This window comes from Streptomyces sp. NPDC093149, from assembly GCF_044754145.1.
Lineage (GTDB): Bacteria > Actinomycetota > Actinomycetes > Streptomycetales > Streptomycetaceae > Streptomyces.
In genome coordinates this window covers 1,378,715-1,404,764 of the sequence record NZ_JBIVON010000001.1, presented here as the reverse complement: position 1 = coordinate 1,404,764, position 26,050 = coordinate 1,378,715, and the positions used below count along the sequence as shown (strand labels likewise).

The 26,050-nt window shown below is 70.7% G+C and carries 15 protein-coding genes; 11 read left to right on the top strand and 4 right to left on the bottom strand.

The window, feature by feature from the left end:
* Positions 1 to 176: 176 nt before the first annotated feature.
* Together ACIQCZ_RS06485 and ACIQCZ_RS06480 are read left to right on the top strand one after the other, a co-directional pair.
* Complete coding sequence (locus tag ACIQCZ_RS06485; RefSeq protein ID WP_402280115.1) at positions 177 to 2,048, top strand: ABC transporter ATP-binding protein; 1,872 nt, start codon at positions 177 to 179, stop codon at positions 2,046 to 2,048.
* Positions 2,045 to 3,919: an ABC transporter ATP-binding protein gene (locus ACIQCZ_RS06480; RefSeq protein ID WP_402280114.1), complete on the top strand. Its 1,875-nt coding sequence runs from the start codon at positions 2,045 to 2,047 to the stop codon at positions 3,917 to 3,919. Before ACIQCZ_RS06485 ends, ACIQCZ_RS06480 begins: the two co-directional genes overlap by 4 nt.
* A gap of 72 nt (positions 3,920 to 3,991) precedes the next feature.
* On the opposite strand, the gene ACIQCZ_RS06475 is transcribed toward ACIQCZ_RS06480, so the two are convergent.
* Positions 3,992 to 5,542, bottom strand: coding sequence for an alpha/beta hydrolase (locus tag ACIQCZ_RS06475; protein WP_402280113.1), 1,551 nt, complete (start codon positions 5,540 to 5,542; stop codon positions 3,992 to 3,994).
* A 96-nt stretch (positions 5,543 to 5,638) separates the two neighbouring features.
* Positions 5,639 to 5,968 (bottom strand): DUF4190 domain-containing protein, encoded by a 330-nt coding sequence (locus ACIQCZ_RS06470; RefSeq protein ID WP_402280112.1) that lies wholly within the window; start codon positions 5,966 to 5,968, stop codon positions 5,639 to 5,641.
* 311 nt (positions 5,969 to 6,279) lie between these two features.
* On the opposite strand from ACIQCZ_RS06470, the gene ACIQCZ_RS06465 reads away from it, so the two are divergent.
* From ACIQCZ_RS06465 to ACIQCZ_RS06455, 3 genes are all read left to right on the top strand, one after another.
* Entirely contained in the window at positions 6,280 to 7,566 is a 1,287-nt protein-coding gene (locus tag ACIQCZ_RS06465) for a sensor histidine kinase (protein ID WP_402280110.1), read from the top strand.
* On the top strand, positions 7,563 to 8,363 hold the full coding sequence (locus ACIQCZ_RS06460; protein WP_402280108.1) for a response regulator: 801 nt from the start codon (positions 7,563 to 7,565) through the stop codon (positions 8,361 to 8,363). The genes ACIQCZ_RS06465 and ACIQCZ_RS06460 overlap by 4 nt, the downstream gene beginning before the upstream one ends.
* A 174-nt stretch (positions 8,364 to 8,537) precedes the next feature.
* Complete coding sequence (locus ACIQCZ_RS06455) at positions 8,538 to 9,560, top strand: alcohol dehydrogenase (protein WP_351074685.1); 1,023 nt, start codon at positions 8,538 to 8,540, stop codon at positions 9,558 to 9,560.
* A 33-nt stretch (positions 9,561 to 9,593) separates the two neighbouring features.
* Here ACIQCZ_RS06455 and ACIQCZ_RS06450 read toward each other — a convergent pair whose 3' ends face one another.
* Positions 9,594 to 11,204 (bottom strand): MFS transporter, encoded by a 1,611-nt coding sequence (locus ACIQCZ_RS06450; RefSeq protein WP_402280106.1) that lies wholly within the window; start codon positions 11,202 to 11,204, stop codon positions 9,594 to 9,596.
* 136 nt (positions 11,205 to 11,340) lie between these two features.
* Between ACIQCZ_RS06450 and ACIQCZ_RS06445 the strand changes: the two genes are divergently transcribed.
* A complete protein-coding gene (locus ACIQCZ_RS06445) occupies positions 11,341 to 12,255 on the top strand; it encodes a TetR/AcrR family transcriptional regulator C-terminal domain-containing protein (protein ID WP_402280104.1) in 915 nt (304 codons plus the stop codon).
* Between the two features lie 163 nt (positions 12,256 to 12,418).
* The gene (locus ACIQCZ_RS06440; protein ID WP_402280102.1) at positions 12,419 to 14,452 is read left to right on the top strand and encodes a M4 family metallopeptidase; all 2,034 of its coding nucleotides are present in this window, start codon (positions 12,419 to 12,421) and stop codon (positions 14,450 to 14,452) included.
* Between the two features lie 238 nt (positions 14,453 to 14,690).
* Here ACIQCZ_RS06440 and glgP read toward each other — a convergent pair whose 3' ends face one another.
* Complete coding sequence (glgP, locus tag ACIQCZ_RS06435; RefSeq protein ID WP_402280100.1) at positions 14,691 to 17,294, bottom strand: alpha-glucan family phosphorylase; 2,604 nt, start codon at positions 17,292 to 17,294, stop codon at positions 14,691 to 14,693.
* A gap of 753 nt (positions 17,295 to 18,047) precedes the next feature.
* Between glgP and ACIQCZ_RS06430 the strand changes: the two genes are divergently transcribed.
* The 4 genes from ACIQCZ_RS06430 (at position 18,048) to glgB (ending at position 25,997) form a co-directional block, all read left to right on the top strand.
* A complete protein-coding gene (locus ACIQCZ_RS06430) occupies positions 18,048 to 20,093 on the top strand; it encodes an alpha-1,4-glucan--maltose-1-phosphate maltosyltransferase (protein WP_402280099.1) in 2,046 nt (681 codons plus the stop codon).
* Positions 20,090 to 21,796 carry a maltose alpha-D-glucosyltransferase gene (gene treS / locus ACIQCZ_RS06425; RefSeq protein ID WP_351074694.1) on the top strand — a complete coding sequence of 569 codons (1,707 nt, stop codon included), beginning with the start codon at positions 20,090 to 20,092 and terminating at the stop codon, positions 21,794 to 21,796. The genes ACIQCZ_RS06430 and treS overlap by 4 nt, the downstream gene beginning before the upstream one ends.
* Positions 21,797 to 22,036: 240 nt before the next feature.
* Positions 22,037 to 23,440 (top strand): maltokinase, encoded by a 1,404-nt coding sequence (locus ACIQCZ_RS06420; RefSeq protein ID WP_402280098.1) that lies wholly within the window; start codon positions 22,037 to 22,039, stop codon positions 23,438 to 23,440.
* Between the two features lie 118 nt (positions 23,441 to 23,558).
* Positions 23,559 to 25,997 carry a 1,4-alpha-glucan branching enzyme gene (gene glgB, locus ACIQCZ_RS06415; RefSeq protein WP_402280097.1) on the top strand — a complete coding sequence of 813 codons (2,439 nt, stop codon included), beginning with the start codon at positions 23,559 to 23,561 and terminating at the stop codon, positions 25,995 to 25,997.
* The last annotated feature ends 53 nt before the right edge of the window (positions 25,998 to 26,050 follow it).

The following is a 26,050-nucleotide window of genomic DNA, read 5'->3' as shown; positions in this document are numbered from 1 at the left end:
CATCGCGTCGCGGGCACCGGCGCACCATCGTCCATCGCGCTCGAAGAGACATCGGCCGATCGGTTGATACGGGTACGACCTGCGGGTCCCACGGGATCCGGTCCGGGGCTCCGGCCCACCGGGCGTCCGAAAAACCACATGAGCGATGTCAGTGGTGAACCGTAGGCTCGCCTGTGATGCCCGAAAAAGATGCAGAGCCCAAGGAACGGTCCACCGTACGCTCACTGTTGCGGCTGTGGCCCTATGTGAAGCCGGTGCGCAACCGCATGTTCGGCGCCGCGCTGGTCGCGATAGTCGCCTCGTGTATCGGCCTGGTGATCCCTCTCGTACTGAAGTGGATCGTCGACGGCCCGGTCGCGGACCGTGATCCGGGGGGTGTCTGGCTGGGCGCGCTGTACCTGTTGCTGCTGGGCATCGCCGAGGCCCTGCTCTTCGGGATACGGCGGTGGCTGGTGGCCCGGCCGCTGGCGGGGGTCGAAGCGGCGATGCGGGCCGACCTGTACCGGCATCTGCAGCGGCTGCCGGTGGCGTTCCACGATCGCTGGCCGTCGGGGCAGTTGCTGTCACGCGGGACCACGGACCTGATGCTGCTGCGCATGTTCCTGGCCTTTCCGCTGACGTTCCTGCTGGTCAACGGCACGACGATCCTGGTCGGTTTCATCATTCTGCTGATGCAGCAGTGGACGCTGGGGCTGGTGCTGCTCGCCCCGGTGGTACCGATGGTGGTCATCTGCGCGGTCTTCGAGACGAAGTACTCGCTCGTGGCGCGCAAGGCGCAGGACCAGGTGGGCGATCTGACGACGGTCGTCGAGGAGAGCGTGCTCGGCATCCGCATCATCAAGGGCTTCGGACGGCACCGCAGTCAGGCCCTCGCGTTCCGGGCCCTCTCGCAGCGGCTGCGGAGCACGGAGCTGGACAAGGCGCGTCTCCTGGCGGGCATCTGGGCCGCCATCACCACGATCCCGGAGCTGGCCATCGGGGCGGCACTGGTCCTCGGCACGGTCCAGGTCGCGGACGGCGGGCTCTCGGCGGGCACCCTGGTCGCCTTCCTCTCCACGGCACTCGCGCTGCGGTGGCCGATCGAGTCGATCGGCTTCCTGCTGGCGATGAGCCAGGAGTCGGCGACGGCGACCGAACGGTTCTTCGAGGTGATGGACGTGGCCGAGGAGGACGACGCGGCCACCGCCGACGGCCCGGCTCCGAAGGACACGCCGGTCCGCGGCGAGATGGCCTTCGAGGGCGTGGAGTTCCGCTACCCCGACGCGCAGGCCGGTTCCGAACCCGTCCTGTCCAGGATCGATCTGCGTATCCGCCCCGGCGAGACCATGGCCCTGGTCGGGGCCACGGGTTCCGGGAAGACGACGCTCACCGCCCTCGTGCCCCGGCTGCACGAGGCCACGGCGGGACGGATCACGCTGGACGGCAGGGACATCACCACCATGCCCCGGGAGGAGTTGCGCGAGCTGGTGTCCGTGGCGTTCGAGGAGCCGACGCTCTTCTCGGCGACCGTCGGGGAGAACGTGCTGATGGGCGCCGAGGGCGCCGGGGAGGAAGAGCTGCGGCGCGCGCTCTCGGTCGCGCAGGCCGACTTCGTCCACGACCTGCCCGAGGGTACCGGCACCCAGGTCGGCGAGCAGGGGCTCAGTCTCTCCGGCGGTCAGCGCCAGCGGCTCGCGCTGGCCCGCGCCGTGGTCGGCCGGCCGCGCTTCCTGGTGCTCGACGATCCGCTCTCCGCCCTGGACGTGCACACGGAGGCGCTGGTGGAGGCCGCCCTGCGCCAGGTGCTGGAGGAGACGACGGCCATCGTCGTCGCGCACCGCCCGTCCACCGTGATGCTGGCGGACCGGGTGGCGCTGCTGTCGGAGGGCCGGATCACCGCTGTCGGCACCCATCAGGAGCTGATGCGCGACAGTGCGGAGTACGCCTGGCTGATGGCGGGCGCCACAAGCGCACAGGAGGGTGCCCTCGCCGAGGACGCCTTCCCCGACCCGTCCGCCGAGGACCGCCTCGTGCCGGACGTCCCCGCCGAGAAGGGCCGCACCCGATGACCAGTACGACGACGACCGGGCCCGCCGACCGGCGCGAGGCGCGCGAGGCGCCCGAGGGCCCGTCCCCCGCCGACGGCGCCGGGGACCGGTTCGACCGGGACGATCTGCCCACGCCCCGTGGTGCGACCCGCGCACTGCTGATGTCGTTGCTCCGGCCGCACCGGGGCCGGGTGCTGGTGTCCGCCCTGTTGCTGCTGGTCCAGCAGGCGGCGGTACAGGCGGGCCCGCTGCTCGTCGCGTACGCCATCGACAGCGGTGTGCCCGCCTTCCGGGACAAGGACTACGGGCCGCTGATCGCGGTGGCCGTGGGATACGCACTGTGCTCGGTGGCCGCGGGCGCCATGCAGTACGCGTTCATCCTGGCCTCCGCCCGGATCAACCAGGACGTGCTGCTCGATCTGCGCGGGCGGATCTTCCGCCACGCACAGGCGCTGAGCGTGGACTTCCACGAGCGCTACACCTCGGGCCGGCTGATCTCCCGTTCCACCACGGATGTGGAGTCGCTGCGGGAACTGCTCAGCGAAGGTCTGCAGGAACTGATCGGTGTCATCCTGTCGTTCGTCTCCATCTCGCTGATGCTGCTCTGGCTGGACTTCGGGCTGGGCGCGGTCGCGGTGCTCTCCTTCGTTCCGCTGTATCTGCTGGTACGGCTCTACCAGCGGCGGGCCGGAGTGCTCTACGCGGCGCGGTCGACGGCGATCGCCGCGGTCATCGTGAAGTTCGCCGAGTCGATGAACGGCATCCGTCCCGTCCAGGCCTTCCGCCGCGAGCGGATCAACGACCGGCACTTCGAGGACCTCAACAGCACACACGCGTGGACGAACGGCGGCGCGCTGCTGGAGATGGCGCGCTATGTCGTCGGCTCCCGGCTGGTCGCGAACACGGCGGTCGCCGGGATCGTGCTCTGGGGTGCGTACCGCGTGGCGTCGGACACCCTGGCGCTCGGTGTGCTGGCCGCGGCCGTGCTCTATCTGCGCCGGCTGTACGACCCGATCGACCGGCTCGGCATGTTCCTCAACTCCTACCAGTCGGCGGCGGCCTCGCTGGAGAAGATCGCGGGTCTGCTGGCGCAGTCCCCTTCCGTCCCCGAGCCGTCGAAGCCGCGGGAGCTGCCCGCGCTCACGGGTGAGCACCCCGGCCGCGAGGTCGTCTTCGACTCGGTGCGTTTCGCCTACCGCACGGGCGGCGAGGTGCTGCCGCGCTTCGACCTGACGGTGCCGGCCGGCCAGACCGTGGCCGTGGTCGGTTCGACGGGCGCGGGCAAGTCGACGCTCGCCAAGCTGCTGGCCCGCTTCTACGACCCGACCGACGGCCGGGTGCTGCTGGACGGCACCGACCTGCGGGACCTGGCCGTGCCCGAGTTGCGCCGGGGTGTGGTCATGGTGACCCAGGAGGCGTTCCTGTTCTCCGGGACGGTCGCCGAGAACATCGCGCTCGGCAGCCCGGACGCGACGCGCGAGGAGATCGAGCAGGCCGCCAAGGCGATCGGCGCGCACGACTTCATCGCCGGTCTGCCCGAGGGATACGACACGGACGTACGCAAGCGGGGTGGCCGGATCTCGGCCGGTCAGCGCCAACTGGTCGCGTTCGCCAGGGCCCTGCTGGCGAACCCGTCGGTGCTCATCCTCGACGAGGCGACGAGTTCCCTGGACATCCCCGGCGAACGCGCGGTGCAGCGGGCCATGGACACGGTGCTGCACGGCCGGACCGCAGTGGTGATCGCCCACCGCCTGTCGACGGTGGAGATCGCGGACCGGGTCCTGGTGATGGAACACGGGCGCATCGTGGAGGACGGCGCCCCGGCCGAACTCATCGGCGGAACGGGCAGGTTCGCGGGCCTGCACCGCGCGTGGCGGGAGAGCCTGGTGTGACGGGAGGGCTCCAGGATCCCCCGAATCCGTCAGGGTCCTCCGCCCGGCTCGGGCTGGGCCCGGTGCCGGGGATCACGGGGCGGAGGAGGGAGTCTCCTTCTGCCCGGCCGGCGCCCGGCAGGTCAGATCCTCGGCCGGCAGCCTTCCCGTGGTCAGGTAGGCCGTGGCGCTTTTGTCCGCACAGGAGTCGGTGCCGTAGATCCCATGCCCCTCCCCTCCGGCGACAGTGATCATCCGGGAGCCGTGCAGTGCCCGGTGCATGCCCTGAGCGCCGGCCAGGGGGGTTTGGGGGTCCCACTGGTTCTGCAGGATCAGTGCTTCGACCTCGTTGTCGACCGTTGTCGCGGGCTCGCTGCCCCGCTTCCAGAAGGCACACGGCTTGATGTTGGACGCGAAGTCGCCGTACAGCGGATACCGGGCCTTGTCGCGGATCGCGTCGCGGCGGTACTGCTCGGGGTCGCGCGGCCACGGACGGGTGTCGGCGCACAGCACGGCCCAAGCGCTCGCGGCGTCGTTGTCCGAGGGGACGTCACGGGCGAACGCCGGTGGAAGGGAGCCCGTGGCCCGCGCCGGCGTGCCGGACGGGGCGGACCCCTCGCCCTCTGCCGCCTTCTTCAGCTCGGCGACCCTTTCGGCGGCTCTCCGTACGTGGAAGAACATGGCGCGCAGCTCGGAGCGGATGTCGTCACCGGTGAGGGATACCTCGCCGGAGTCGATGGGCGTGCGATCGGCGCGGGCGATCAGCTTGCGGAAGGTCTCGCGGACCTCGGCCGGGGTATCACCCAGGTGGTACGTCGTGTGTCGCTCGGCAGTCCATTCGCTCCACCTCGTGAAGGCAGGCTCGGCCCCCTCCGCCATCCCCTGGAACATGCCCCGCCAGACCCGCCCGGGGTCGGTCGCACTGTCCAGCACGAACCGGTCGGCTCGCTCGGGGAACATCTGCGTGTACACGGCGCCGAGGTAGGTGCCGTAGGAGTACCCCAGGTAGGAGATCTTCCTCTCCCCCAGCACGGCGCGGATGATGTCCATGTCGCGAGCGGTGTTGCGAGTGGTGAGGTGCCGCAGCGTGTCACCCGCCTTGGCCCGGCACTTGTCGGCCACCGTGCGTGCCCACTCCACATCCTTCGCGAATGTCCCGGCCTTGTACGCGCGCTCGTCGTTCTTCTCGTCGTCGGTCAGACCGCAGCTGACGGGAGCGCTCTGCCCGATGCCCCTCGGGTCGAACCCGATGAGGTCGTACTGCCTCTTCACCTCCTCGGGAAGGTTCAATTCCGGGTCGACAGGCATGCTCAGGCCCGGCCCGCCGGGTCCGCCGGGGTTGAGCAGCAGAACGCCGCGACGTTCCTTTGCACTGCCTGCCTTCAGCCGGGACACCGCGATATCGATCTTCTTGCCGCCGGGATCGCTGTAGTCCAGCGGCACCTTGAGAGTCGCGCACTGATAGGCGGCGGGGCTCCCGGCGTCACAACGCTGCCATCGGGGATTCTGCTGCGTGTACTGCCGCAGAGGGGCCTTGGCCGCAGAGGACTGGGGTGCGGCCAAGGTCATTGCGGGTGCAAGGGCCGCAACAAAAATCGCCGCGACACCGACGGCCAGAAAAGATGCTGTTCGCTCGTTCTGCATAATTGCGCTCGTCCTTGCTGGGGAGAGGCGTCCGCCCCTTCCGCCCTTTTACGTAAGGAAGTTCGGCGATTTCATCGCCAGGCCATCGGCCGCCGGTCAGTTCCCGGCGAGCTGTTGGTGGACGCACTGCTTGTATTGCTGGAAGCTGTCGGGCCGGTAGCACTTCTGCGTGTTGTTGGCGTACCAGGCCATGAGGACTGCGACCAGGATGGACACCACGATCGCGATGAAGGACGTCACCACACCGGTGACGGACTTGCCCCGGCCGACGCCGGTCCGCCCGGCCTTCTTCAGGGCGACGATGCCGAGGATCAGGCCGATGACGCCGAGCGGGCCGCCGATGAAGACGATCGAGGTCATCAGGCTGATGATGCCGAGCACCATGGCGCCCACGGCCACGCCGTTCCCGCCTGTCGCAGGCCGCATCCCGTGGCCGGGCCCCTGGGGGCAGGGGGAAGACGGGTCTGCCCCGGCGCCCCGAGTCGATGCCGTCCGACTCGGGGCCGCCCGAGCCGGTGTTGCCGTCGTCCGAGTCGACACGGCCTCATCCGGCGCCGTGTGATGCGGCGATGTCTCTGTCCCGTGCATGTTCGTCATCCGTATCCGTCCTCCCGTCAACTGGGCAGGACACGATCCTGGCCTGCGGGATCTCGAATGCACATCGCGGAAAGGCGGGAGAAAACGCTCCCTCGATCGGGGGAGGCCACCGATGAACCATCCGGTCATACTGGTCTGTCGTGACCAGGGGAATTCGGCCGCTGTTGCGCGGCTCCACATACGCGGGTGCACTGTTCGCCTCTTGCGGCGCTTTGGCGAGCATTCCACTGCTGCCTGTCGCGCTGCTGCCGGCCCTTGCGTGGGAATCCGCCCCGGAGGGAGTGCAGGTTGCTCTGGCCCTGCTGGTCTGGGCGGTACTGATCGGCGTGGCCGGCCTGGCCCGCACCACGCGGCGGGTCCTGATCGCCGGCGCACGTCGGCTGCTGAGGGTGCCGTTGCCGGATCCGGTGGCCGTACGTCGGCCCGCGGGCTCACCCGGCACCGGGCCGGCCCCCGCCGTACCGTCCGGAACCGACCGTTGGCGGACTCCGGCCTGGCTGCTGCTGCACGTGGCACTGGGATGGGCGGGGACGGTGGTGAGCGGTGTGCTCGTCCTCGCGGGCCTGACCCTCCCGGTGGGTTGGTTCCGCGCCGAGGCGGGGCTGAGTCTGTTCGGCCGGACGGTGCGGGTGACGGATGGCTGGAGCGGATGGGTGGCGGCGCTCGGCTGCCTGCTGCTGGCGGCGGTTGTGTGCGTGGTGATCACGCACACGCTGCGGTGGCTGGCGCCGAGGCTGTTGGGGCCGTCGTCGGCCGAGCGGCTCGCGCTGGCGGCCGAACGGGAGCTGCGGCTGGCCGAACGCAACCGACTGGCCCACGAGTTGCACGACTCGATCGGGCACACGCTGACGGCGGCCACGATCCAGGCGGCGGTGGCGGGCGAGATCCTCTCCGCCGACCCGGTGGCGGCGCGTGCCGCCCTGCGCAGCATCGAGGAGTCGGCTCGGGCCGCGCTGGAGGACCTGGACTACGTGCTGGGCGTGCTGCGCGAGGAGAAGGCGGAGACAGCGCCGACTCGGACCTTGGCCGACCTGCCCGAGCTGCTGGACCGGTTGCGGCACGCGGGCGCGGTGGTGGAGCCGGAGTTCTCGGGCGAGCCGGCACAGGTCCAGGGGACGCTCTCCCGGGCGGCGTACCGGATACTGCAGGAGGGGTTGACGAACGCGTTGCGGCACGGGGCGGGCGGCCCGATCGAGGTCCGGGTGGCGGCCGCGCCTCACGGACTGGAGCTCAGTGTGGTCAACCTGATCGGGGCAGGGACGGGCACGGACAGAGCTACGGGCCCGGGTGCCTTCCCGACGTCCGGGCACGGTCTGCCCGGACTGGCCGAGCGCGTGCGGCTGCTGCACGGTGAGATCGAGGCCGGCCCGGACGGCCCGGAGCACTGGCGGCTGGCGGTCCGGCTGCCGGTACGGTTGTCGGCATGATCGGCTCCGACGCGGGAGAAGCCGTCACGACCGGCCCCGAGAGCTCAGCCGTCCTGACCGGCACCAGCACGAGCACCGCCACCAGCACCAGCACCAGCACCAGCACCAGCACCAGCACCAGCACCACGATCCCTGCCGGCACTCCCGTCACGCTCCTGATCGCGGACGACGACGAGGTGACCCGCAGCGGTCTGCGCACCCTGCTCGCGGTACAGCCGGGAATCACGGTGGTCGGGGAGGCCGTCGACGGGGTCGAGGCGGTCGAGCAGGCGCGGCGGCTGCGGCCGGACGTGGTCCTGATGGATGTGCGGATGCCGCGTCGCAACGGCATCGAGGCCACCCGGCAGCTCCTTGCCGAGTCGGCCGAACCGCCGAAGGTCGTGGTGATCACCACCTTCGAGAACGACGGCTACGTCACCGCCGCGCTCGGCGCGGGGGCCAGTGGGTTCGTGCTCAAGCGGCTCCCGGTCCGGCAGATCGCGGAAGCGGTGCGGGTGGTGGCGGCGGGGGAGGCGATCCTCTTCCCGGCGGCACTGCGCCGGATGGTCGCCGCCCGCCCGCTGGGCTCCGCCGAGGCGTTGCCGCGGGCGGCGCTGACGGGGCGGGAGGAGGAGGTGCTGCGGCTGATGGCCACCGGCCTGTCCAACCCGGAGATCGCCGAGTCCCTCACGGTGAGCCTGGAGACGGTGAAGACGCACGTCGGGAACGTGCTGACCAAGCTCGGCGCGCAGAACCGGACCCACGCGGTGGTGATCGCGTACGAGTCCGGTCTGGTGGTGCCGGGCTTCGCCGGCTGACACGTCCGGACGCGCGCCCGGTGCGCACCCCGCGGGCCCGGTGCACACGTCGCGGGTCCGTCCGCCGTGCGCCCCGTTCGGCCCCTCGTCCGCCCCGTCCGCCGCGCGTGACCGGGGCGGAGCTGGTCTGCTGGATCCGGGGGGGGCGTCCGCCCATGACCCGGAGAGATCCAGATGAGCGTCTATCGAACCGCGCAGGTCGCCACCGCCGGTGGTCCGTTCGAGATCGTCGAACGCGAGGTGCCGCAGCCCGGACCCGGCCACGTACGGGTGGCCGTGGAGGCCTGCGGTGTCTGTCACAGCGACTCCCTCTTCGTGAACGGCGGGCTCCCGGGCGTGCGGTTTCCGGTGGTCCCCGGGCATGAGATCGCCGGGCGGATCGAGGAGCTCGGCGCGGGAGCGGAGAACGCCTGGCAGGTGGGCGACCGGGTGGCGGTGGGCTGGTTCGGCGGCAGCTGCGGCCACTGCACGCCCTGCAGGCAGGGCGACTTCGTGGTGTGCCGGTATCTGAAGGTGCCCGGGTGGGCGTACGACGGGGGTTATGCCGAAACGGTGGTCGCGCCGGTGGACTCCCTGGCCCGGATCCCCGACGCACTGGCGGCGGCGGATGCGGCACCCATGGCCTGCGCGGGGGTGACCACGTACAACGGGCTGCGGCGCAGCTCCGCCCGGCCGGGTGACCTGGTCGCCGTGCTCGGCATCGGCGGCCTCGGACATCTGGGGGTGCAGTACGCGGCCGCGATGGGCTTCGAGACCGTGGCCATCGCCCGCGGAGCCGCCAAGGCCGACTTCGCCAAGGAGCTCGGCGCGCACCACTACGTCGACAGCACGGCGGACACCCCCGTCGCGGACGCGCTGCAGGCCCTCGGCGGCGCCAAGGCGGTCCTCGCCACCGCGGCCAACTCCGAGGCGATCTCGGCGACGGTGGACGGACTCTCCCCGCGTGGGGAGCTGGTGGTCATCGGCGTGGACCCTGAACCGCTGGCCATCAGCCCGGCCCAGCTGATCATGAGCGGCAAGGTCGTCCGGGGCCACGCGTCGGGCACCGCGCAGGACGTGCAGGACACCCTGGCGTTCAGCGCCCTGCACGGAATCCGCCCGATGACCGAGACCGTGCCGCTGGACGCGGTCGACGAGGCGTACCGGAAGATGATGTCCGGCGCCGCCCGTTTCCGGATGGTGCTCACCACCCGCTGACACGCCCGGCCCCGCCCCCGGGGCGACGCCGCTTCACCGCCGCCGGTGCTGCTCCTCGGCAGGTGTGCCGCCGCCCGCTTCACCGGCCGGTGCGGACCCCGTGCCCCTGAGCAGGGCGATGGAGAGCACGGCGGCACCGGCCATCGCGAGGGCGGCTCCCGCCGCGGCCGTGTTCATGCTGTGGGTGAAGGCCCGGTACGCGGTGGGCAGGACCGTGTCCCGGAGCTGGTGCGGAAGCTGCCGGGCCACCGCGACCGCGCCGGACAGCGTCTCGCGCGCGGCCTCGGGCACGGAGGTCTCGGTGCCGCGCATGTCCCGGCCGTACACGGCGGCGCCGACCGAACCGAGCAGCGCCATCCCCAGGGCGCCGCCGAGTTCCTGACCCGATTCGAGGACGGCGGCGGCGGAGCCCGCCTGCTCGGGCGGCGCGGCACCGAGGGCGAGTTCATTGGCGAGCGTCATCGCGGAGACCAGCCCGCCCGCGTAGACGGCCGACCCGGCGAGTGTCATCCACAGCGGTGAGTCCGTCCCGATCCCGGTGAGCGAGAGGAAGCCCGCGGCGGAGACGAGGAACCCGCCGCTCATGACGTACCCGCGGTCGAAGCGCCGGGCGAGCGCCCCGCCCACCGGGGCGGCCACCACGACGCCGAGGGAGGGCACGAGGCTCCACATCGCCGCCTCGAAGGGGCTCTTGCCCAGGACGGACTGCACGTACTGGGAGAAGAACGCGGCGAATCCGACGGTCGCCCCCATGGCCAGCAGGTTGACGAGGACCGATCCCCCGAAGGCGCGTCGGCGCAGGAGCGCGAGGTCGACCATGGGGTGGGCGAGGCGGGCCTGCCGGCGGAGGAAGACGAGGCCCAGGGCGAGGCCGACGGTGACGCCGAGGGCCGGCAGGGGTCGGTATCCGTGCTTGGCCAGCTCCTTGATGCCGTGGATCAGCGGCAGCAGCGCGGCGAGCGAGAGCACCGCGCCCAGGATGTCGAACCTGCCCCGGGTGGGCGCCTTGGACTCCGGCAGCAGCAGCGGTGCGAGGACGAGCAGCAGTGCCATCGCGGGCAGGTTGACGAGGAAGACGGCCCCCCACCAGAAGTGTTCGAGGAGCGCGCCGCTGACGACCGGTCCGAAGGAGACACCGGTGGCCATCACGGTCGTCCACAGGGCGACCGCCCCGGAGCGCTGTCGCTGGTCGTGGAAGAGGTTGCGGACGAGGGCGAGGGTGGACGGCATCAGACAGGCGCCGCCCACACCGAGGAGCGCCCGCGCGGCGATCAGCTGCCCCGGGGACTGGGCGTAGGCGGCGGCGACCGAGGCCGCGGCGAAGAGCACCGTGCCGCTGATCAGTACGGTCCGGCGGCCGATGCGGTCCCCGAGTGCGCCCATGGTGATGAGGAGCCCGGCGAGGACGAAACCGTACATGTCGAGCATCCACAGTTGCTGGGTGGAGCCGGGTTCGAGGTCCGCGCCGATGGCCGGCAGGGCGTAGAAGAGGATGGAGACGTCCATCGACACGAAGAGCAGCGGCAGCATCAGCACGCCGAGCGCGGTCCATTCACGGCGTCCGGCGCGCGGGGCCGCGGGCTCGGGCGCATCGGTGGCCGGGGCGGATACGGGTACGGCCGGGCTGTCTGGTCCTGAGGTCATGCGGGGAGCACAGCAGCCTCACCGCGTACACCGCAAACACCGCCGTAGTACACCTCCCGTCGCTCGCGCACTTCCCATCGGATAGCTGGAGTTGACGGGGCGTACGCCGGTTCTGGTGCACTAGTACAGTGCACCCGTGCAGACCGAACCGCCCTACCTCAGGATCGCCGGTGAGCTCCGTCGCCGGATCGTCTCCGGCGAACTCGCCCCGGGCGACAGGCTGCCGTCCACCCGTGCGATCGTCCGGGAGCGGGGTGTCGCCATGGCGACCGCCACCAAGGCGCTGTCGGTGCTGCGCCACGAGGGCCTCGTACGGGCGGTGCCGGGGGTCGGCACGGTCGTCGCCGAGCGTCCCGCTCCGGGGGTCGTCGGCGCGGGGTCCGGCCCCGCCCTGAGCCGTGAGCGGATCGTGCGCACCGCCATCGAACTGGCCGACGCCGAGGGGCTTCCCGCAGTGTCCATGCGCCGGGTCGCGACCACTCTGTCCACCTCCACCATGGCGCTGTACCGCCATGTGCCGGGCAAGACCGAGCTGGTCCGGCTGATGTCCGACGAGGTCTTCGGGGAACGACCGCTGGGCGCCGCGCCCCGTGACTGGCGGCCGGGGCTGGAACTCGCCGCCCGGTGGCTGCGGTCGGTGTACGGGCGCCATCCGTGGATGGCACAGGCCGTGGCTTCCTTCACCCGGCCCACCGCGTCCCCGCACGCGATGCGGTACACGGAGTGGGTGCTGCGCGCCCTCGCGGGCACCGGGCTGCCGGCGTACACGAAGCTGCACATCCATCTCACCCTTTTCGCCCACGTCCAGGGACTGGCCATGGCCGGCGACATGGAGACACAGGCACGGCAGGACACCGGGCTGTCCGCCGCGCAATGGATGGTAAGAAATGAGCCACAGTTCGATGCCATCTCGGCCAGCGGCGACTACCCGTTCCTCAACTCGCTGTTCGAACACGATGAGTTCGAGCTCGACCTGGACTCACTCTTCGAATTCGGGCTGCGACGCACGCTGGACGGCATCGCGGTGATGATCGGTGAAACGTCCGCTTAACGAACATGACCTTTACGGCAACGAACGACTTCCGGCCAACTTGTTGACGCGGTCCTGACAGGACCGTCCTCCGGCTGACACTCTTCACCCCGTTCTGCGCACTTCTCGCTCACCCCGGACGGCACGCCCTGCCGCCGGTACCCCCCTCGCAGAAGGAGTCCGCGTGAGATCCACGCCCAGCCGTCGTGCCACCGCGACCGGCGCTCTGATAGCCGCAGCAGCCCTCCTCGCCGTCGGCGTCCAGACCGGTACGGCCACCGCCACCCCCGGCACCACCGCGGCAGCGGCGGCGACCGCCGGCGCCAAGCACGGTGCAATGGCCAAGCAGCTGACCCCGTCCCAGCGTGCCGAGCTGATCCGTGAGGCCGACGCGACCAAGGCGGCCACGGCCAAGGAGCTCGGTCTCGGCTCGCAGGAGAAGCTCGTCGTCCGGGACGTCGTCCAGGACAACGACGGCACCACGCACACGCGTTACGAGCGCACCCTCGCCGGACTCCCGGTGCTCGGAGGCGACCTGGTCGTCGAGGCGTCCAAGGCCGGCGCGACCGAGAGCGTCACCAAGGCGTCCACCGTCAGCAGCAACACGCTGAAGGCCGTGGACACGAAGGCCGACGTCGCCCCCGCCGCGGCCGAGAAGCAGGCGCTCGGCCTCGCCAGGGCCGACGGCTCCAAGAAGACCGAGGCCGACCGGGCGCCCCGCAAGGTGGTCTGGATGGCCCAGGGCAAGCCGCAGCTCGCCTACGAGACCGTCGTCGGCGGCCTCCAGAAGGACGGCACCCCCAACGAGCTGCACGTCATCACGGACGCGACCTCCGGCGCGAAGCTGTACGAGTGGCAGGCGGTCGAGAACGGCGTCGGCAACACCGAGTACAGCGGCCAGGTCACCCTCGGCACCGCGCCGTCGTACACGCTGACCGACACCGGCCGCGGCAACCACAAGACGTACAACCTGAACCACGGCTCCTCCGGAACCGGGACGCTGTTCACCAACTCCACCGACGTCTGGGGCAACGGCTCCCCGTCGAACGCCGAGACGGCCGCCGCCGACGCGCACTACGGCGCGGCGGAGACCTGGGACTACTACAAGAACGTCCACGGACGCACCGGCATCCGGGGCGACGGCGTCGGCGCGTACTCCCGCGTCCACTACGGCAACAACTACGTCAACGCCTTCTGGCAGGACAGCTGCTTCTGCATGACGTACGGCGACGGCAGCGGCAACGCGAACCCGCTGACCGCCCTCGACGTGGCCGCGCACGAGATGACGCACGGCGTCACCGCCGCCACCGCGGCCCTGGTGTACAGCGGTGAGTCCGGTGGTCTCAACGAGGCGACCAGCGACATCATGGCCACCGCGGTCGAGTTCTACGCCAACAACGCCAGCGACAAGGGCGACTACCTCATCGGCGAGAAGATCGACATCAACGGCGACGGCACCCCGCTGCGCTACATGGACAAGCCGAGCAAGGACGGCGCGTCCAAGGACGCGTGGTACTCGGGCATCGGCAACGTCGACGTCCACTACTCCTCGGGTCCGGCGAACCACTTCTTCTACCTGCTCTCCGAGGGCAGCGGCGCCAAGACCATCAACGGCGTCAACTACGACTCGCCGACCTCCGACGGCCTGCCGGTGACCGGCATCGGCCGCGACAAGGCCGCGCAGATCTGGTTCAAGGCGCTCACCACCAAGTTCACCTCCACCACGAACTACGCGGCGGCCCGCACCGGCACCCTCGCCGCGGCCGGTGAGCTGTACGGCACGACCAGCGCCGAGTACAAGGCCGTCGGCGACGCCTGGGCCGGCATCAACGTCGGCACCCGTGACGGCGGCGGCAACCCGGACCCGGGCGGCAAGGTCTTCGAGAACACCACCCCGATCGCCATCCCGGACCGCGGTGCGGCCGTCACCAGCTCGGTCAACGTCACCGGTATCACCGGCAACGCCCCCAGCACCCTCAAGGTCGGCGTGGACATCACCCACAGCTGGCGCGGTGACCTGGTCATCGACCTCGTCGCCCCGAACGGGACGACTTACCGGCTGAAGAACTCCTCGATCTCCGACTCGGCCGCCAACGTCCAGACCACCTACACGGTCAACGCCTCGGCCGTGGCGGCGAACGGCACCTGGAGCCTCAAGGTCCAGGACGTCTACACGGGCGACACCGGCAAGATCAACAGCTTCAAGCTGACCTTCTGAACCCGGAGCCGGGCCTGATCCGGCAACGACCGCCCGGGAGGAGCTCTCGCTCCTCCCGGGCGTTTCCCTGTGCGCGGCGGGCAACAGTCACTCGGGGTTGTCCGCGTGGGTCAGGGTCTCCCGGGCGACGAGCAGGTTGTTGGACCCGGCGGGCCGCTGCTGCTCGGTGAGTGCCTGGGTGTTGGTCATGGCGATGCCCCCCGGCACCACGGGGGTGCCGGGTCCGGAATCAGGCGCGTCAGCGCATCACCAGGCCCGCGCCGTCCCCCATCGTCTCCGCGGGCAGTGCCACCAGGCCGAGTTCCGCACCGGTGGCCAGGAGCGGATGCGTGGGGAGCACCCGCACCGTGTAGCCGTACGGCCCGGTGCGGTCGAGGGCCAGCGGTCCCTCGTACAGCCAGCGTCCCTCCAGGTCCTGGCCTCCGACAGGCTTCAGCGGAAACGTCTGCGCGTCCGAGATCCCGTCGGCCGCGTCCACCCGGCCGGCCACCGCCTGCACCTCCACGTCGTCCGGCTCCAGTACCCCGAGGGCGATCCTGACCCGCACCACCAGCGCCGAGCCCAGCTCGGCCGAGCCGCCCGCGGCGTCGGGCGCCACGGCCTCCACATGGTCGACGGCGACCCGCGGCCACGCGGCGCGGACCCTGGCCTTCCAGCCGGCGAGCTGCCGCGCGGTGCCGGGATCCAGTGCCCGCTGGGCGCGTGCGGCGGGCGCGTACAGCCGCTCCACGTACTCGGACACCATGCGCCCCGCCAGAACCTTGGGCCCGAGGGTGCCCACCGTGCGGCGGACCATCTCGATCCAGCGCTCGGGGAGCCCGTCGCCGCCCCGGTCGTAGAAGCGCGGAGCGACCCGGTCCTCGATGAGTTCGTAGAGGGCGCCCGCCTCCAGGTCGTCACGGCGGTCCTCGTCCAGGGCCAGAGCGTCGGCCGTGGGGATCGCCCATCCGAAGTCCGGCTCGAACCACTCGTCCCACCAGCCGTCCAGGACCGAGAGGTTGAGGCAGCCGTTGAGCGCGGCCTTCATGCCGCTCGTACCACAGGCCTCCAGAGGCCGCAGCGGGTTGTTGAGCCAGACGTCGCAGCCCGGGTAGAGCTTCTGCGCCATGGCCATCCCGTAGTCCGGCAGGAACACGATGCGATGGCGCACCCGGGGATCGTCGGAGAACCGCACCAGCTCCTGGACCAGCCGCTTTCCGCTGTCGTCGGCGGGGTGGGCCTTGCCTGCGACGACGATCTGGACCGGGCGGTCCGGGTGGAGCAGCAGTGCCCGCAGCCGGTCGCGGTCGCGCAGCATCAGCGTCAGCCGCTTGTACGAGGGCACCCGCCGGGCGAAGCCGATCGTCAGCACGTCCGGGTCCAGGACGCCGTCGATCCAGCCGAGTTCGGCCGGTTCCGCACCCCGGGTGCGCCAGGAGGCGTGGAGCCGCTCGCGCACCTCGGCGACCAGCTGTCCGCGCAGGTGCCGCCGCAGGTCCCAGATCTCCCGGTCCGGGATGTCGGCGGCGGAGTCCCAGCGCCCCGGGGTGCCGCCGTACCGGTTGCGCAGCCGGAGAACCTCGGGTGCGACCCACGTGGGTGCGTGGACGCCGTTGGTCACCGAGGTGATCGGCACCTCCGCCGCGTCGAAGCCCGGCCACAGCCCGGCGAACATCTCCCGGCTGACCGAGCCGTGGAGGGTCGAGACCCCGTTGGCCCGCTGGGCGAGCCGCAGCCCCATCACCGCCATGTTGAAGAGCCGTGGTTCGCCGCCCGGGTAGGTCTCCATGCCCAGTTGCAGGATGCGTTCGGCACTCACGCCCAGGAGCTCGCCGTCGTCCCCGAAGTGCCGGGCGACCAGCTCGCGGTCGAACCGGTCGATCCCGGCGGGCACGGGTGTGTGGGTGGTGAAGACCGTGCCGGCCCGCACCGACTCCACCGCGGAGTCGAAGTCCAGTCCACTGGCGGAGAGTTCACGGATGCGTTCGAGTCCGAGGAAGCCGGCGTGCCCCTCGTTGGTGTGGAACACCTCCGGCGCGGGATGTCCCGTGAGGCGGCAGTACGTCCGCACGGCCCGTACGCCGCCGATGCCGAGGAGCATCTCCTGGAGCAGCCGGTGCTCGCTGCCACCGCCGTACAGCCGGTCGGTCACCTCGCGCTCGCCCGGCGCGTTCTCCTCCACATCGGAGTCGAGCATCAGCAGTGGTACGCGCCCCACCTGGGCCTGCCAGATGTGGGCGTGCAGCGAACGGCCGCCGGGAAGCGTGAGCACCACCCGGCCGGGGGTGCCGTCGGCCTCGCGCATCAAGGTGAGCGGGAGCTCGTTCGGATCGAGTACGGGATAGTGCTCCTGCTGCCAGCCGTCGCGGGACAGACTCTGGCGGAAGTAGCCGTGCCGGTAGAGCAGGCCGACCCCGATGAGAGGCACGCCCAGATCGCTGGCGGCCTTCAGATGGTCGCCGGCGAGGATGCCGAGGCCGCCGGAGTACTGGGGCAGCGCGGCGGTCACGCCGAACTCGGGTGAGAAGTACGCGACGGCGGCCGGGAGCCCGGCCCCTCGGGCCAGCTGTTCCTGGTACCACCTGGGCCCGTCCAGATAGTCCCGGAGGTCGGCGAAGACCTCGGTCAGCCGGTGCAGGAACTGCTCGTCCCGGGCCAGCTCGGCGAGCCGTCCGGCGGACACGGCACCGAGCAGCCGGACGGGGTCGCACTCCGCCGTCCGCCGCACCTGGGGGTCGACGGCCCGGAAGAGCTCACGGGTCTCGGTGTGCCAGGACCAGCGCAGATTGCGGGCGAGGTCGCTGAGCGGTCGAAGGGGATCGGGGAGAACGGGACGCACGGTGAATCGACGAATGGCCTTCACGCATTCCACCTTTACAGGGGACGTACGAATCCGACGGGACGCACCACGGGGTGCGTCTCTCCGTCACCCCCGACGTTAACGGTGGGCCGCACTCCGCAGCCACGGCGCGCGAACGGCTCACGGCGTGTGCCGCCGGACGGGGCGCCCGCACGGCCTCTGCTCCGGGGCGATCTCCGCGCTGCCCGCCCCGTGCCCCACCCACCCCGCCTCATTCGCACCCTGGGGCCCCTCTCGCCCCGTCGAGGCACACCGGTCACACAGGTAATGGCCGATTCCCTTCCCTCGTTCGGTCTTGTGGCACTTCACACCAAGGAGAAAGCTGCCCAGTGGCGTCCGGAAGAGCACCGGTGAGCCCGCGCACGCGGGGCGGTCCTCGGCGCATTCAGGTCGTCGCGGATACGCGCGAGTAGTTGACACACCACCGGATTGGCCCCCCGAGAACTGTGGGAAGGCTTCTTCGGTACACACTCCGAGCACATCCCGACAGCACGCGAATGCCGCCCGAATGCAGCATGAATGCGAAGCACCTGCGGGACCGGCGCCCATCCGGTTTACCTCCGCGAAACACATCCGCACCCAGCCATTCGAGTGCCATTCGAGTGAATGCGGACAGGAGCGGCCATGCCCACACCCCGTCAGCCGTCAACGGAGCAGCTAGAAAGGACGGACCCCATCGTTCGCGGTGCGCGAATTCCGCGCACCGCGGCCGTGTCGCGCCCCGTTCAGCCCGAACCCCAGTCCCCAGGTGATTCCATGATCGGTCGCATTCCCGTACTCGACGTCCGTCCCCTCGTCGACTGCGGCAGAAGGCCCGCCAAGGCCGTTGCCGGTGAGACCTTCCAGGTCACCGCGACCGTCTTCCGCGAGGGCCATGACGCCGTCGCCGCCAATGTGGTGCTGCTGGATCCGGCCGGGCGGCCCGGCCCCTGGACGCCGATGCGCGAACTCGCGCCCGGCACCGACCGCTGGGGCGCCGACGTCACCCCGGACTCCGAGGGGCACTGGACGTATACGGTCGAGGCCTGGAGCGATCCGCTCGCCACCTGGCGGCAGCACGCCGAGATCAAGATCCCGGCGGGGAGCGACACCGGGCTCGTCCTGGCGGAGGGCGCCGCACTGTACGAACGGGCCGCCAAGGGCGTACCCAAGCGGGACGGGCGCGAGGCGGTGCTGGCCGCCGCCGACGCGCTGCGCGACGAGTCCCGCCCGGCCGCCGCCCGGTTGGCCGCGGCGCTCGCCCCCGAGGCGCGGGCCGCCCTCACCCGTCACCCCCTGCGCGAACTGGTCACCGCCGCTCCCCCGCTCCCTCTGGTGGTCGAGCGCCGACGGGCCCTGTTCGGTTCCTGGTACGAGCTGTTCCCCCGCTCGGAGGGGGCCAGGGTCGAACCGGCCGGGCGGGCCGCAGCGGCCGGGAAGGGCAGGGCGGGAAAGGCGGCGGCCGCCCGCCCGGAGAGGATCGTCAGCGGCACCTTCCGCACAGCCGCCGAGCGGCTGCCCGCGGTCGCCGCCATGGGTTTCGACGTCGTCTATCTGCCACCCATCCATCCCATCGGAACCACCCATCGCAAGGGCCCCAACAACTCGCTCTTCCCCGCCCCCCATGACGTGGGCGTGCCTTGGGCGATCGGCTCGGCCGAGGGTGGCCACGACGCCGTCCATCCCGATCTCGGCACCCTCGACGACTTCGATCATTTCGTCGCCACCGCCCGCACCCTGCGCATGGAGATCGCGTTGGATTTCGCGCTCCAGTGTTCTCCCGACCATCCCTGGGTGGAGAAGCATCCCGAATGGTTCCACCATCGTGCGGACGGCACGATCGCCTACGCCGAGAATCCGCCGAAGAAATACCAGGACATCTATCCGATCGCCTTCGACAAGGATCTGGATGGACTGGTCGAGGAGAGCGTTCGCATTCTGCGCTTCTGGATGGATCACGGGGTGCGTGTCTTCCGCGTGGACAATCCGCACACCAAACCGGTGGTCTTCTGGGAGAAGGTGATCGCTGAAATCAACCGGACCGACCCTGATGTGATCTTCCTGGCCGAGGCATTCACCCGGCCCGCGATGATGCATGCGCTCGCCGCCATCGGCTTCCAGCAGTCGTACACGTATTTCACCTGGCGCAACAGCAAACAGGAGATCACCGATTACGTCACGGAACTGTCGGGCGCGACCGCCTCCTACATGCGGCCCAACTTCTTCGTGAACACCCCGGACATCCTGCCCGGTCATCTCCAGGACGGGGGCCGTCCGGCCTTCGAGGCACGAGCCGTTCTCGCCGCGACGCTCTCCCCGGCCTGGGGTGTGTACGCGGGCTACGAACTGTGCGAGAACACTCCGGTCCGTCCCGGCAGCGAGGAGTACCTCGACTCGGAGAAGTACGAGATCCGGGTCAGGGACTGGGAGTCGGCGGAGCGCGAGGGCCGCTCGCTGGCTCCGCTCATCACCCGGCTCAACCGCATCAGGCGCCGTCACCCGGCGCTGCAGCAACTGCGCGACGTGCACTTCCACTCCGTCGACAACGACGCGCTGATCGCGTACAGCAAGCGCGCGGGTTCGAACACCGTTCTGGTGGTCGTCAACCTCGACCCGCACCACACCCAGGAGGCCACGGTCTCGTTGGACATGCCGCGACTCGGCCTCGACCGGCACGAGAGCGTGCCGGTGCGCGACGAGCTCACCGGCGACACCTATCACTGGGGCAGGACCTTCTATGTGCGCCTGGAGCCGGGCGTCACGCCCGCACACATCGTCGTCCTGCGACCGTCCCCGCCGACCGGAGGGTCACCCACACCATGATCGTCAATGAGCCCGTCCACGACACGTTCGAGGACACCCCGGCCAAGGACCGCGATCCCGACTGGTTCAAGCGCGCCGTGTTCTACGAGGTCCTCGTCCGGTCCTTCCAGGACTCCAACGGCGACGGCATCGGCGACCTCAAGGGCATCACCGCCAAGCTGGACTACCTGCAGTGGCTCGGTGTCGACTGCCTCTGGCTGCCGCCGTTCTTCAAGTCGCCGCTGCGCGACGGCGGCTACGACGTCTCCGACTACACCGCCGTGCTGCCGGAGTTCGGCGATCTGGCCGACTTCGTGGAGTTCGTCGACGCCGCGCACCAGCGCGGGATGCGCGTGATCATCGACTTCGTCATGAACCACACGAGCGATCAGCACGACTGGTTCCAGCAGTCCCGGTCCGACCCGGAGGGGCCGTACGGCGACTACTACGTCTGGGCCGACGACGACAAGCAGTTCCCGGACGCCCGGATCATCTTCGTCGACACTGAGACGTCCAACTGGACCTTCGACCCGGTCCGCAAGCAGTACTACTGGCACCGGTTCTTCTCCCACCAGCCCGACCTCAACTACGAGAACCCGGCGGTGCAGGAGGAGATCATCTCCGCGCTGCGCTTCTGGCTGGACCTCGGCATCGACGGATTCCGCGTGGACGCCGTGCCGTACCTGTACCAGCGCGAGGGCACCAACTGCGAGAACCTCCCGGAGACGCACGACTTCCTCAAGCGGGTCCGCAAGGAGATCGACGCGCACTACCCGGACACCGTGCTGCTCGCCGAGGCCAACCAGTGGCCGGAGGACGTCGTCGACTACTTCGGCGAGTTCCAGGCCGGCGGCGACGAGTGCCACATGGCGTTCCACTTCCCCGTGATGCCCCGGATCTTCATGGCCGTCAGGCGCGAGAGCCGCTACCCGGTCTCCGAAATCCTGGCGAAGACCCCGGCGATCCCGAAGAACTGCCAGTGGGGCATCTTCCTGCGCAACCACGACGAGCTCACCCTCGAAATGGTCACGGACGAAGAGCGCGACTACATGTACGCGGAGTACGCCAAGGATCCGCGGATGCGGGCCAACATCGGTATCCGGCGGCGGCTGGCCCCCCTGCTCGACAACGACCGCAACCAGATCGAGCTGTTCACCGCGCTGCTGCTGTCCCTGCCCGGTTCCCCGATCCTCTACTACGGGGACGAGATCGGGATGGGCGACAACATCTGGCTGGGCGACCGGGACGCCGTGCGCACGCCGATGCAGTGGACGCCCGACCGCAACGCCGGATTCTCCTCCAGTGATCCCGGGCGGCTCTACCTGCCCACCATCATGGATCCGGTCTACGGCTACCAAGTCACCAATGTCGAGGCGTCGATGGCCTCGCCGTCGTCGCTGCTGCACTGGACGCGACGGATGATCGAGATCCGCAAGCAGAACCATGCCTTCGGGCTCGGCTCGTTCAACGAACTGCCCTCGTCGAACCCGGCCGTGCTCGCCTTCACCCGGGAGCACGGGGACGATCTCGTGCTGTGCGTGCACAACTTCTCGCGGTTCGCGCAGCCCACGGAGCTCGATCTGCGGTCGTACGACGGGCGTCATCCGGTGGAGCTGATCGGCGGGGTGCGGTTCCCGGCCATCGGGCAGTGGCCCTACCTGCTGACTCTCGCGGGACACGGTTTCTACTGGTTCCGACTGCGCAAGGACGCGCCGCCGAGCTGACCCTGCGCCACCGCGCACCACCCACCGCGGGGCGGTTTCCGCCGCCCCGCACGGGGCACCCTCTCCCCCGTATCGAGCGCTTCCGGTCTCTTCCGGGCCCCCTCCGGCGTTTCGATCCCTTCGAGTCGAGTCCGTACGGACCATCCTGACCCGACACGTCCCGCACAGCCGGACAGCTATTGCCGCAATCCGGGACACTCTTCGCATCCTGTGGTGTGCCCGGGGAAAGGACGCGATGCCATGTCGGAGGCTGCCTCCACTCGGGTCGCCCTGGCTGCCGCCAGCACAGCCCTGCTCCCGTCTCTCGCTCCCCTGCTGCACGAATGGCTGCCCAGGCAGCGGTGGTTCGCGGGCAAGGGGCAGCCGATCACCGCGTTCTCGCTGGTGTCGGCGACCGAAATACTGCCGGTGGACACCGATTCCGCGGGCGTCCGGTCCGGGGCCGGGCTGTTGCATCTGCTGGTCCGGGCCCACCAGCCGTCCATGCCCGCCCAGTCACCGGACGACTGCTACCAACTGCTGCTCGGCGTAAGGGCCGCGTTGCCGGCCCGGCTGGCGCCCGCGCTCATCGGCCATGTGACGGACGGGCCTCTCGCGGGCCGCACCGTCTACGAGGGCCTGCACGACCCGCGTCTCGCCGCACTCCTGCTGGAGCGCTTCCGCACCCCGGGCACCCTCGGCGTCCTGCACTTCGACCGGGGCGGCGCCCCCATCACCGCACCGCTCGCACCGCGCATGCTCGACACCGAGCAGTCCAACACCTCGCTCGTCTTCGGCGATGCCTACATCCTCAAGATCTTCCGCCGGATCTTCCCGGGCACCAACCCGGATCTGGAACTGCCGCTCGCGCTCGCCCGCGAGGGCTGCGGACGGGTGCCCGCCCCCGTCGCCTGGTTCGAGGCCAGCGCACCGAAACCGCTCACCCTCGGTGTGCTGCAGCCGTTCCTGCGCGGCGCGGAGGACGGCTGGCAGCTCGCCCTGCGCGCCCTGGCCGCGGGCCGCGACTTCACCGGCGAGGCCCACGCACTGGGCCGGGCCACCGCCGAGGTGCACACCGCGCTCGCCGCCGCCCTGCCGACGCCCGCCCTGCGCCGCGCCCAGACCGAGCATCTCGCCGCCGCGATGGTCCACAGGCTGGAGGCCGCCGCGCAGGCGGTACCGGCACTCGCGCCGTACGTCCCCGGACTGCGCACCGCCTTCGACGCGGTGGCCGCGCTGGGACACCGGGGCCACGGCTGGGCGGCACAGCGGGTCCACGGAGATCTCCACCTCGGCCAGACCCTGCGCGCGGCCGACGGCTTCTGGTCACTGATCGACTTCGAGGGCGAACCGGCCCGACCGCTGTCCGAGCGCCGCCGGCCGCAGCCCCCGGTGCGCGACATCGCCGGCATGCTCCGCTCCTTCGACTACGCGGCCCGCTCGCACCGCCCGTGGAACGCCGAGTGGGCGGCGCGCTGCCGGACCGCCTACTGCGACGGGTACGCCGGGGCCGCGGGGGTCGACCCGCGCAGCGAACCGGAGCTGCTGCGCGCCCACGAGACCGACAAGGCGGTCTACGAGGTGCTGTACGAGGCACGGCACCGGCCCGACTGGCTTCCGGTCCCGATGGCGGCGATCCACCGCCTGGCCGCCGTCGCCGACTGACGGCCCGGGTGCCGCCCGCCCGTTCGCGGTCCCGCCGTCGCCGCCCCGCTCCCCCGCACGGCCCCGTGCCCACGCCGCCCCGTTCCGCCCCGACAACACCTCCGAGGAGGCTGTCCCCGTGACCGCCCGCAAGCCGTCCCGCACGACGCCCGCCCCCACCGAACCCGAGGTCCGCCAAGTCCGGCCGCCGACAACGGCGAGGACGGCGTCCCCGGCCGCCTCCGACGCATCCGCCGCCGCCGTCCCTGCCGCTCCGGCCGCGTCCGGCGACCGTGCCGAGCGGACGCAGCCGGCGGCCGAGCGGGCCACCGGTGCCGCGCCGTCGCGCCCCCGGGAAGCCGCCGGCAGCCAGGGAGTGCGCCGGGCACGCCCCCTCGACGCCGCCGACCGGGGCAGGCTGCTCTTTGGCGAGCACCACGCCCCGCACGACCTGCTCGGCGCCCATCCCGTGCGCGGCGGTGTGACTTTCCGGGTGCTGCGCCCGTGCGCACGATCCGTGACCGTCCTGGCCAAGGGGTTGCGGGCCCGGCTGCACGACGACGGCGACGGTCTCTTCTCGGGCCTGCTGCCGATGACCTCCGTTCCCGAGTACCGGCTCCTGGTCGTCTACGAGGACGACGAGACCGAGGTGCAGGACCCGTACCGCTTCCTGCCCGCCCTCGGCGACCTCGATCTGCATCTGATCGGCGAGGGACGGCACGAGGAGCTGTGGACGGCCCTCGGCGCGCAGCCCATGGAACATCAGGGCGTCGTCGGCACCCGGTTCACCGTCTGGGCCCCCAACGCCCGCGGTGTGCGGGTCATCGGGGACTTCAACTACTGGGACGGCACCGGCTTCCCGATGCGTTCGCTCGGCTCCTCGGGGGTGTGGGAGCTGTTCCTGCCCGGGATCGGGGAGGGCACGCTCTACAAGTTCGACATCTGCCGCCCGGACGGTTCGCACACCAAACGCGCCGACCCGATGGCCCGCCGTGCCGAGGTGCCGCCCGCCACCGCCTCGATCGTGACGGCCTCGCACCACGAGTGGCGGGACCAGGAGTGGATGGCGCACCGCAGGGACGTACCGGTGCACGAGGCGCCGTTCTCCGTGTACGAGGTGCATCTGCCCTCCTGGAGACCCGGCCTGACGTATCGTCGACTGGCCGAGCAGCTCCCCTCGTACGTCAAGGACCTGGGGTTCACACATGTGGAGCTGATGCCGGTCTCCGAGCATCCCTTCGGCGGCTCCTGGGGCTATCAGGTCACCGGCTTCTACGCACCGACCTCGCGCATGGGCACACCGGACGACTTCCGCTTCCTCGTCGACGCGCTGCACCGGGCCGGAATCGGTGTCATCGTCGACTGGGTGCCGGCGCACTTCCCGCGCGACGACTGGGCGCTCGCGGAGTTCGACGGCCGCCCGCTGTACGAGCACTCCGACCCGTCGCGTGCGGCACACCCTGACTGGGGCACGCTGGAGTTCGACTACGGGCGCACGGAAGTGCGCAACTTCCTGGTGGCCAACGCCACTTACTGGTGCGAGGAGTTCCACGTCGACGGCCTGCGGGTCGACGCCGTCGCCTCGATGCTCTATCTCGACTACTCGCGCGAGAGCGGGGAGTGGTCGCCGAACGAGCGTGGTGGCCGGGAGAACCTGGACGCCGTCGCCTTCCTCCAGGAGATGAACGCCACCGTCTACCGGCGCAATCCGGGCGTCGTCACGATCGCCGAGGAGTCCACCGCCTGGAACGGCGTCACACGCGCCACCCATGTCGTCGGCCCCGACGGTTTCGGCGGGCTCGGCTTCGGGCTGAAGTGGAACATGGGCTGGATGCACGACTCCCTGCAGTACGTGTCGAAGGAGCCGGTGCACCGCAAGTACCACCACGACGAGATGACCTTCTCGATGGTGTACGCGTACAGCGAGAACTACGTCCTGCCGATCTCGCACGACGAGGTGGTGCACGGGAAGCAGGCCCTGGTCAGCAAAATGCCGGGCGACTGGTGGCAGCGGCGCGCCAACCACCGGGCGTACCTCGGCTTCATGTGGGCCCACCCGGGCAAGCAACTCCTGTTCATGGGCCAGGAGTTCGCCCAGGGCGGGGAGTGGTCGGAGGGGCACGGCCCGGACTGGTGGCTGCTCGACCCCTCGTACGAGGCGGAGGGCGACCACCGGGGCGTACGCACCCTGGTCGGTGACCTGAACGCGGTGTACGGCGCGACCCCGGCCCTCTGGCAGCGCGACACCGACCCGGGGGGCTTCGACTGGGTGGACGGCGGTGCGGCCGAGGACAACACCTTCGCCTTCCTGCGCTACGACAAGCACGGTTCGCCGCTGCTCGCCGTCAGCAATTTCTCCCCCGTGGTGCGGCACGAGTACCGCATCGGCGTCCCGGACGTCCTCGGTGACCAGGTCGCATGGGCGGAGGTTCTCAACACGGACGCCGCGCGGTACGGCGGCAGCGACGTGCGCCATCGCGGACCGCTGAAGTCCGAACCGGTCACCTGGCACGGCCGCCCCGGCAGCATTCTGCTGACGCTGCCACCGCTGGCGACGGTCTGGTTCAAGCCGGTGTGAACCGAACGGGGAGGGGCGCGCGACCGTCCTGCGGCCGCGCGCCCCCGCCGCGT

Excerpts from the sequence above, each read along its gene's own strand:
- ACIQCZ_RS06480 (WP_402280114.1), top strand. The coding sequence starts at position 2,045 with ATGACCAGTACGACGACGACCGGGCCCGCCGACCGGCGCGAGGCGCGC.
- ACIQCZ_RS06460 (WP_402280108.1), top strand. The coding sequence starts at position 7,563 with ATGATCGGCTCCGACGCGGGAGAAGCCGTCACGACCGGCCCCGAGAGC.
- treS (WP_351074694.1), top strand. The coding sequence starts at position 20,090 with ATGATCGTCAATGAGCCCGTCCACGACACGTTCGAGGACACCCCGGCC.
- ACIQCZ_RS06420 (WP_402280098.1), top strand. The coding sequence starts at position 22,037 with ATGTCGGAGGCTGCCTCCACTCGGGTCGCCCTGGCTGCCGCCAGCACA.
- ACIQCZ_RS06485 (WP_402280115.1), top strand. The coding sequence starts at position 177 with ATGCCCGAAAAAGATGCAGAGCCCAAGGAACGGTCCACCGTACGCTCA.
- ACIQCZ_RS06450 (WP_402280106.1), bottom strand. The coding sequence starts at position 11,204 with ATGACCTCAGGACCAGACAGCCCGGCCGTACCCGTATCCGCCCCGGCC.
- ACIQCZ_RS06455 (WP_351074685.1), top strand. The coding sequence starts at position 8,538 with ATGAGCGTCTATCGAACCGCGCAGGTCGCCACCGCCGGTGGTCCGTTC.
- ACIQCZ_RS06430 (WP_402280099.1), top strand. The coding sequence starts at position 18,048 with ATGATCGGTCGCATTCCCGTACTCGACGTCCGTCCCCTCGTCGACTGC.
- ACIQCZ_RS06470 (WP_402280112.1), bottom strand. The coding sequence starts at position 5,968 with ATGCGGCCTGCGACAGGCGGGAACGGCGTGGCCGTGGGCGCCATGGTG.
- ACIQCZ_RS06475 (WP_402280113.1), bottom strand. The coding sequence starts at position 5,542 with ATGCAGAACGAGCGAACAGCATCTTTTCTGGCCGTCGGTGTCGCGGCG.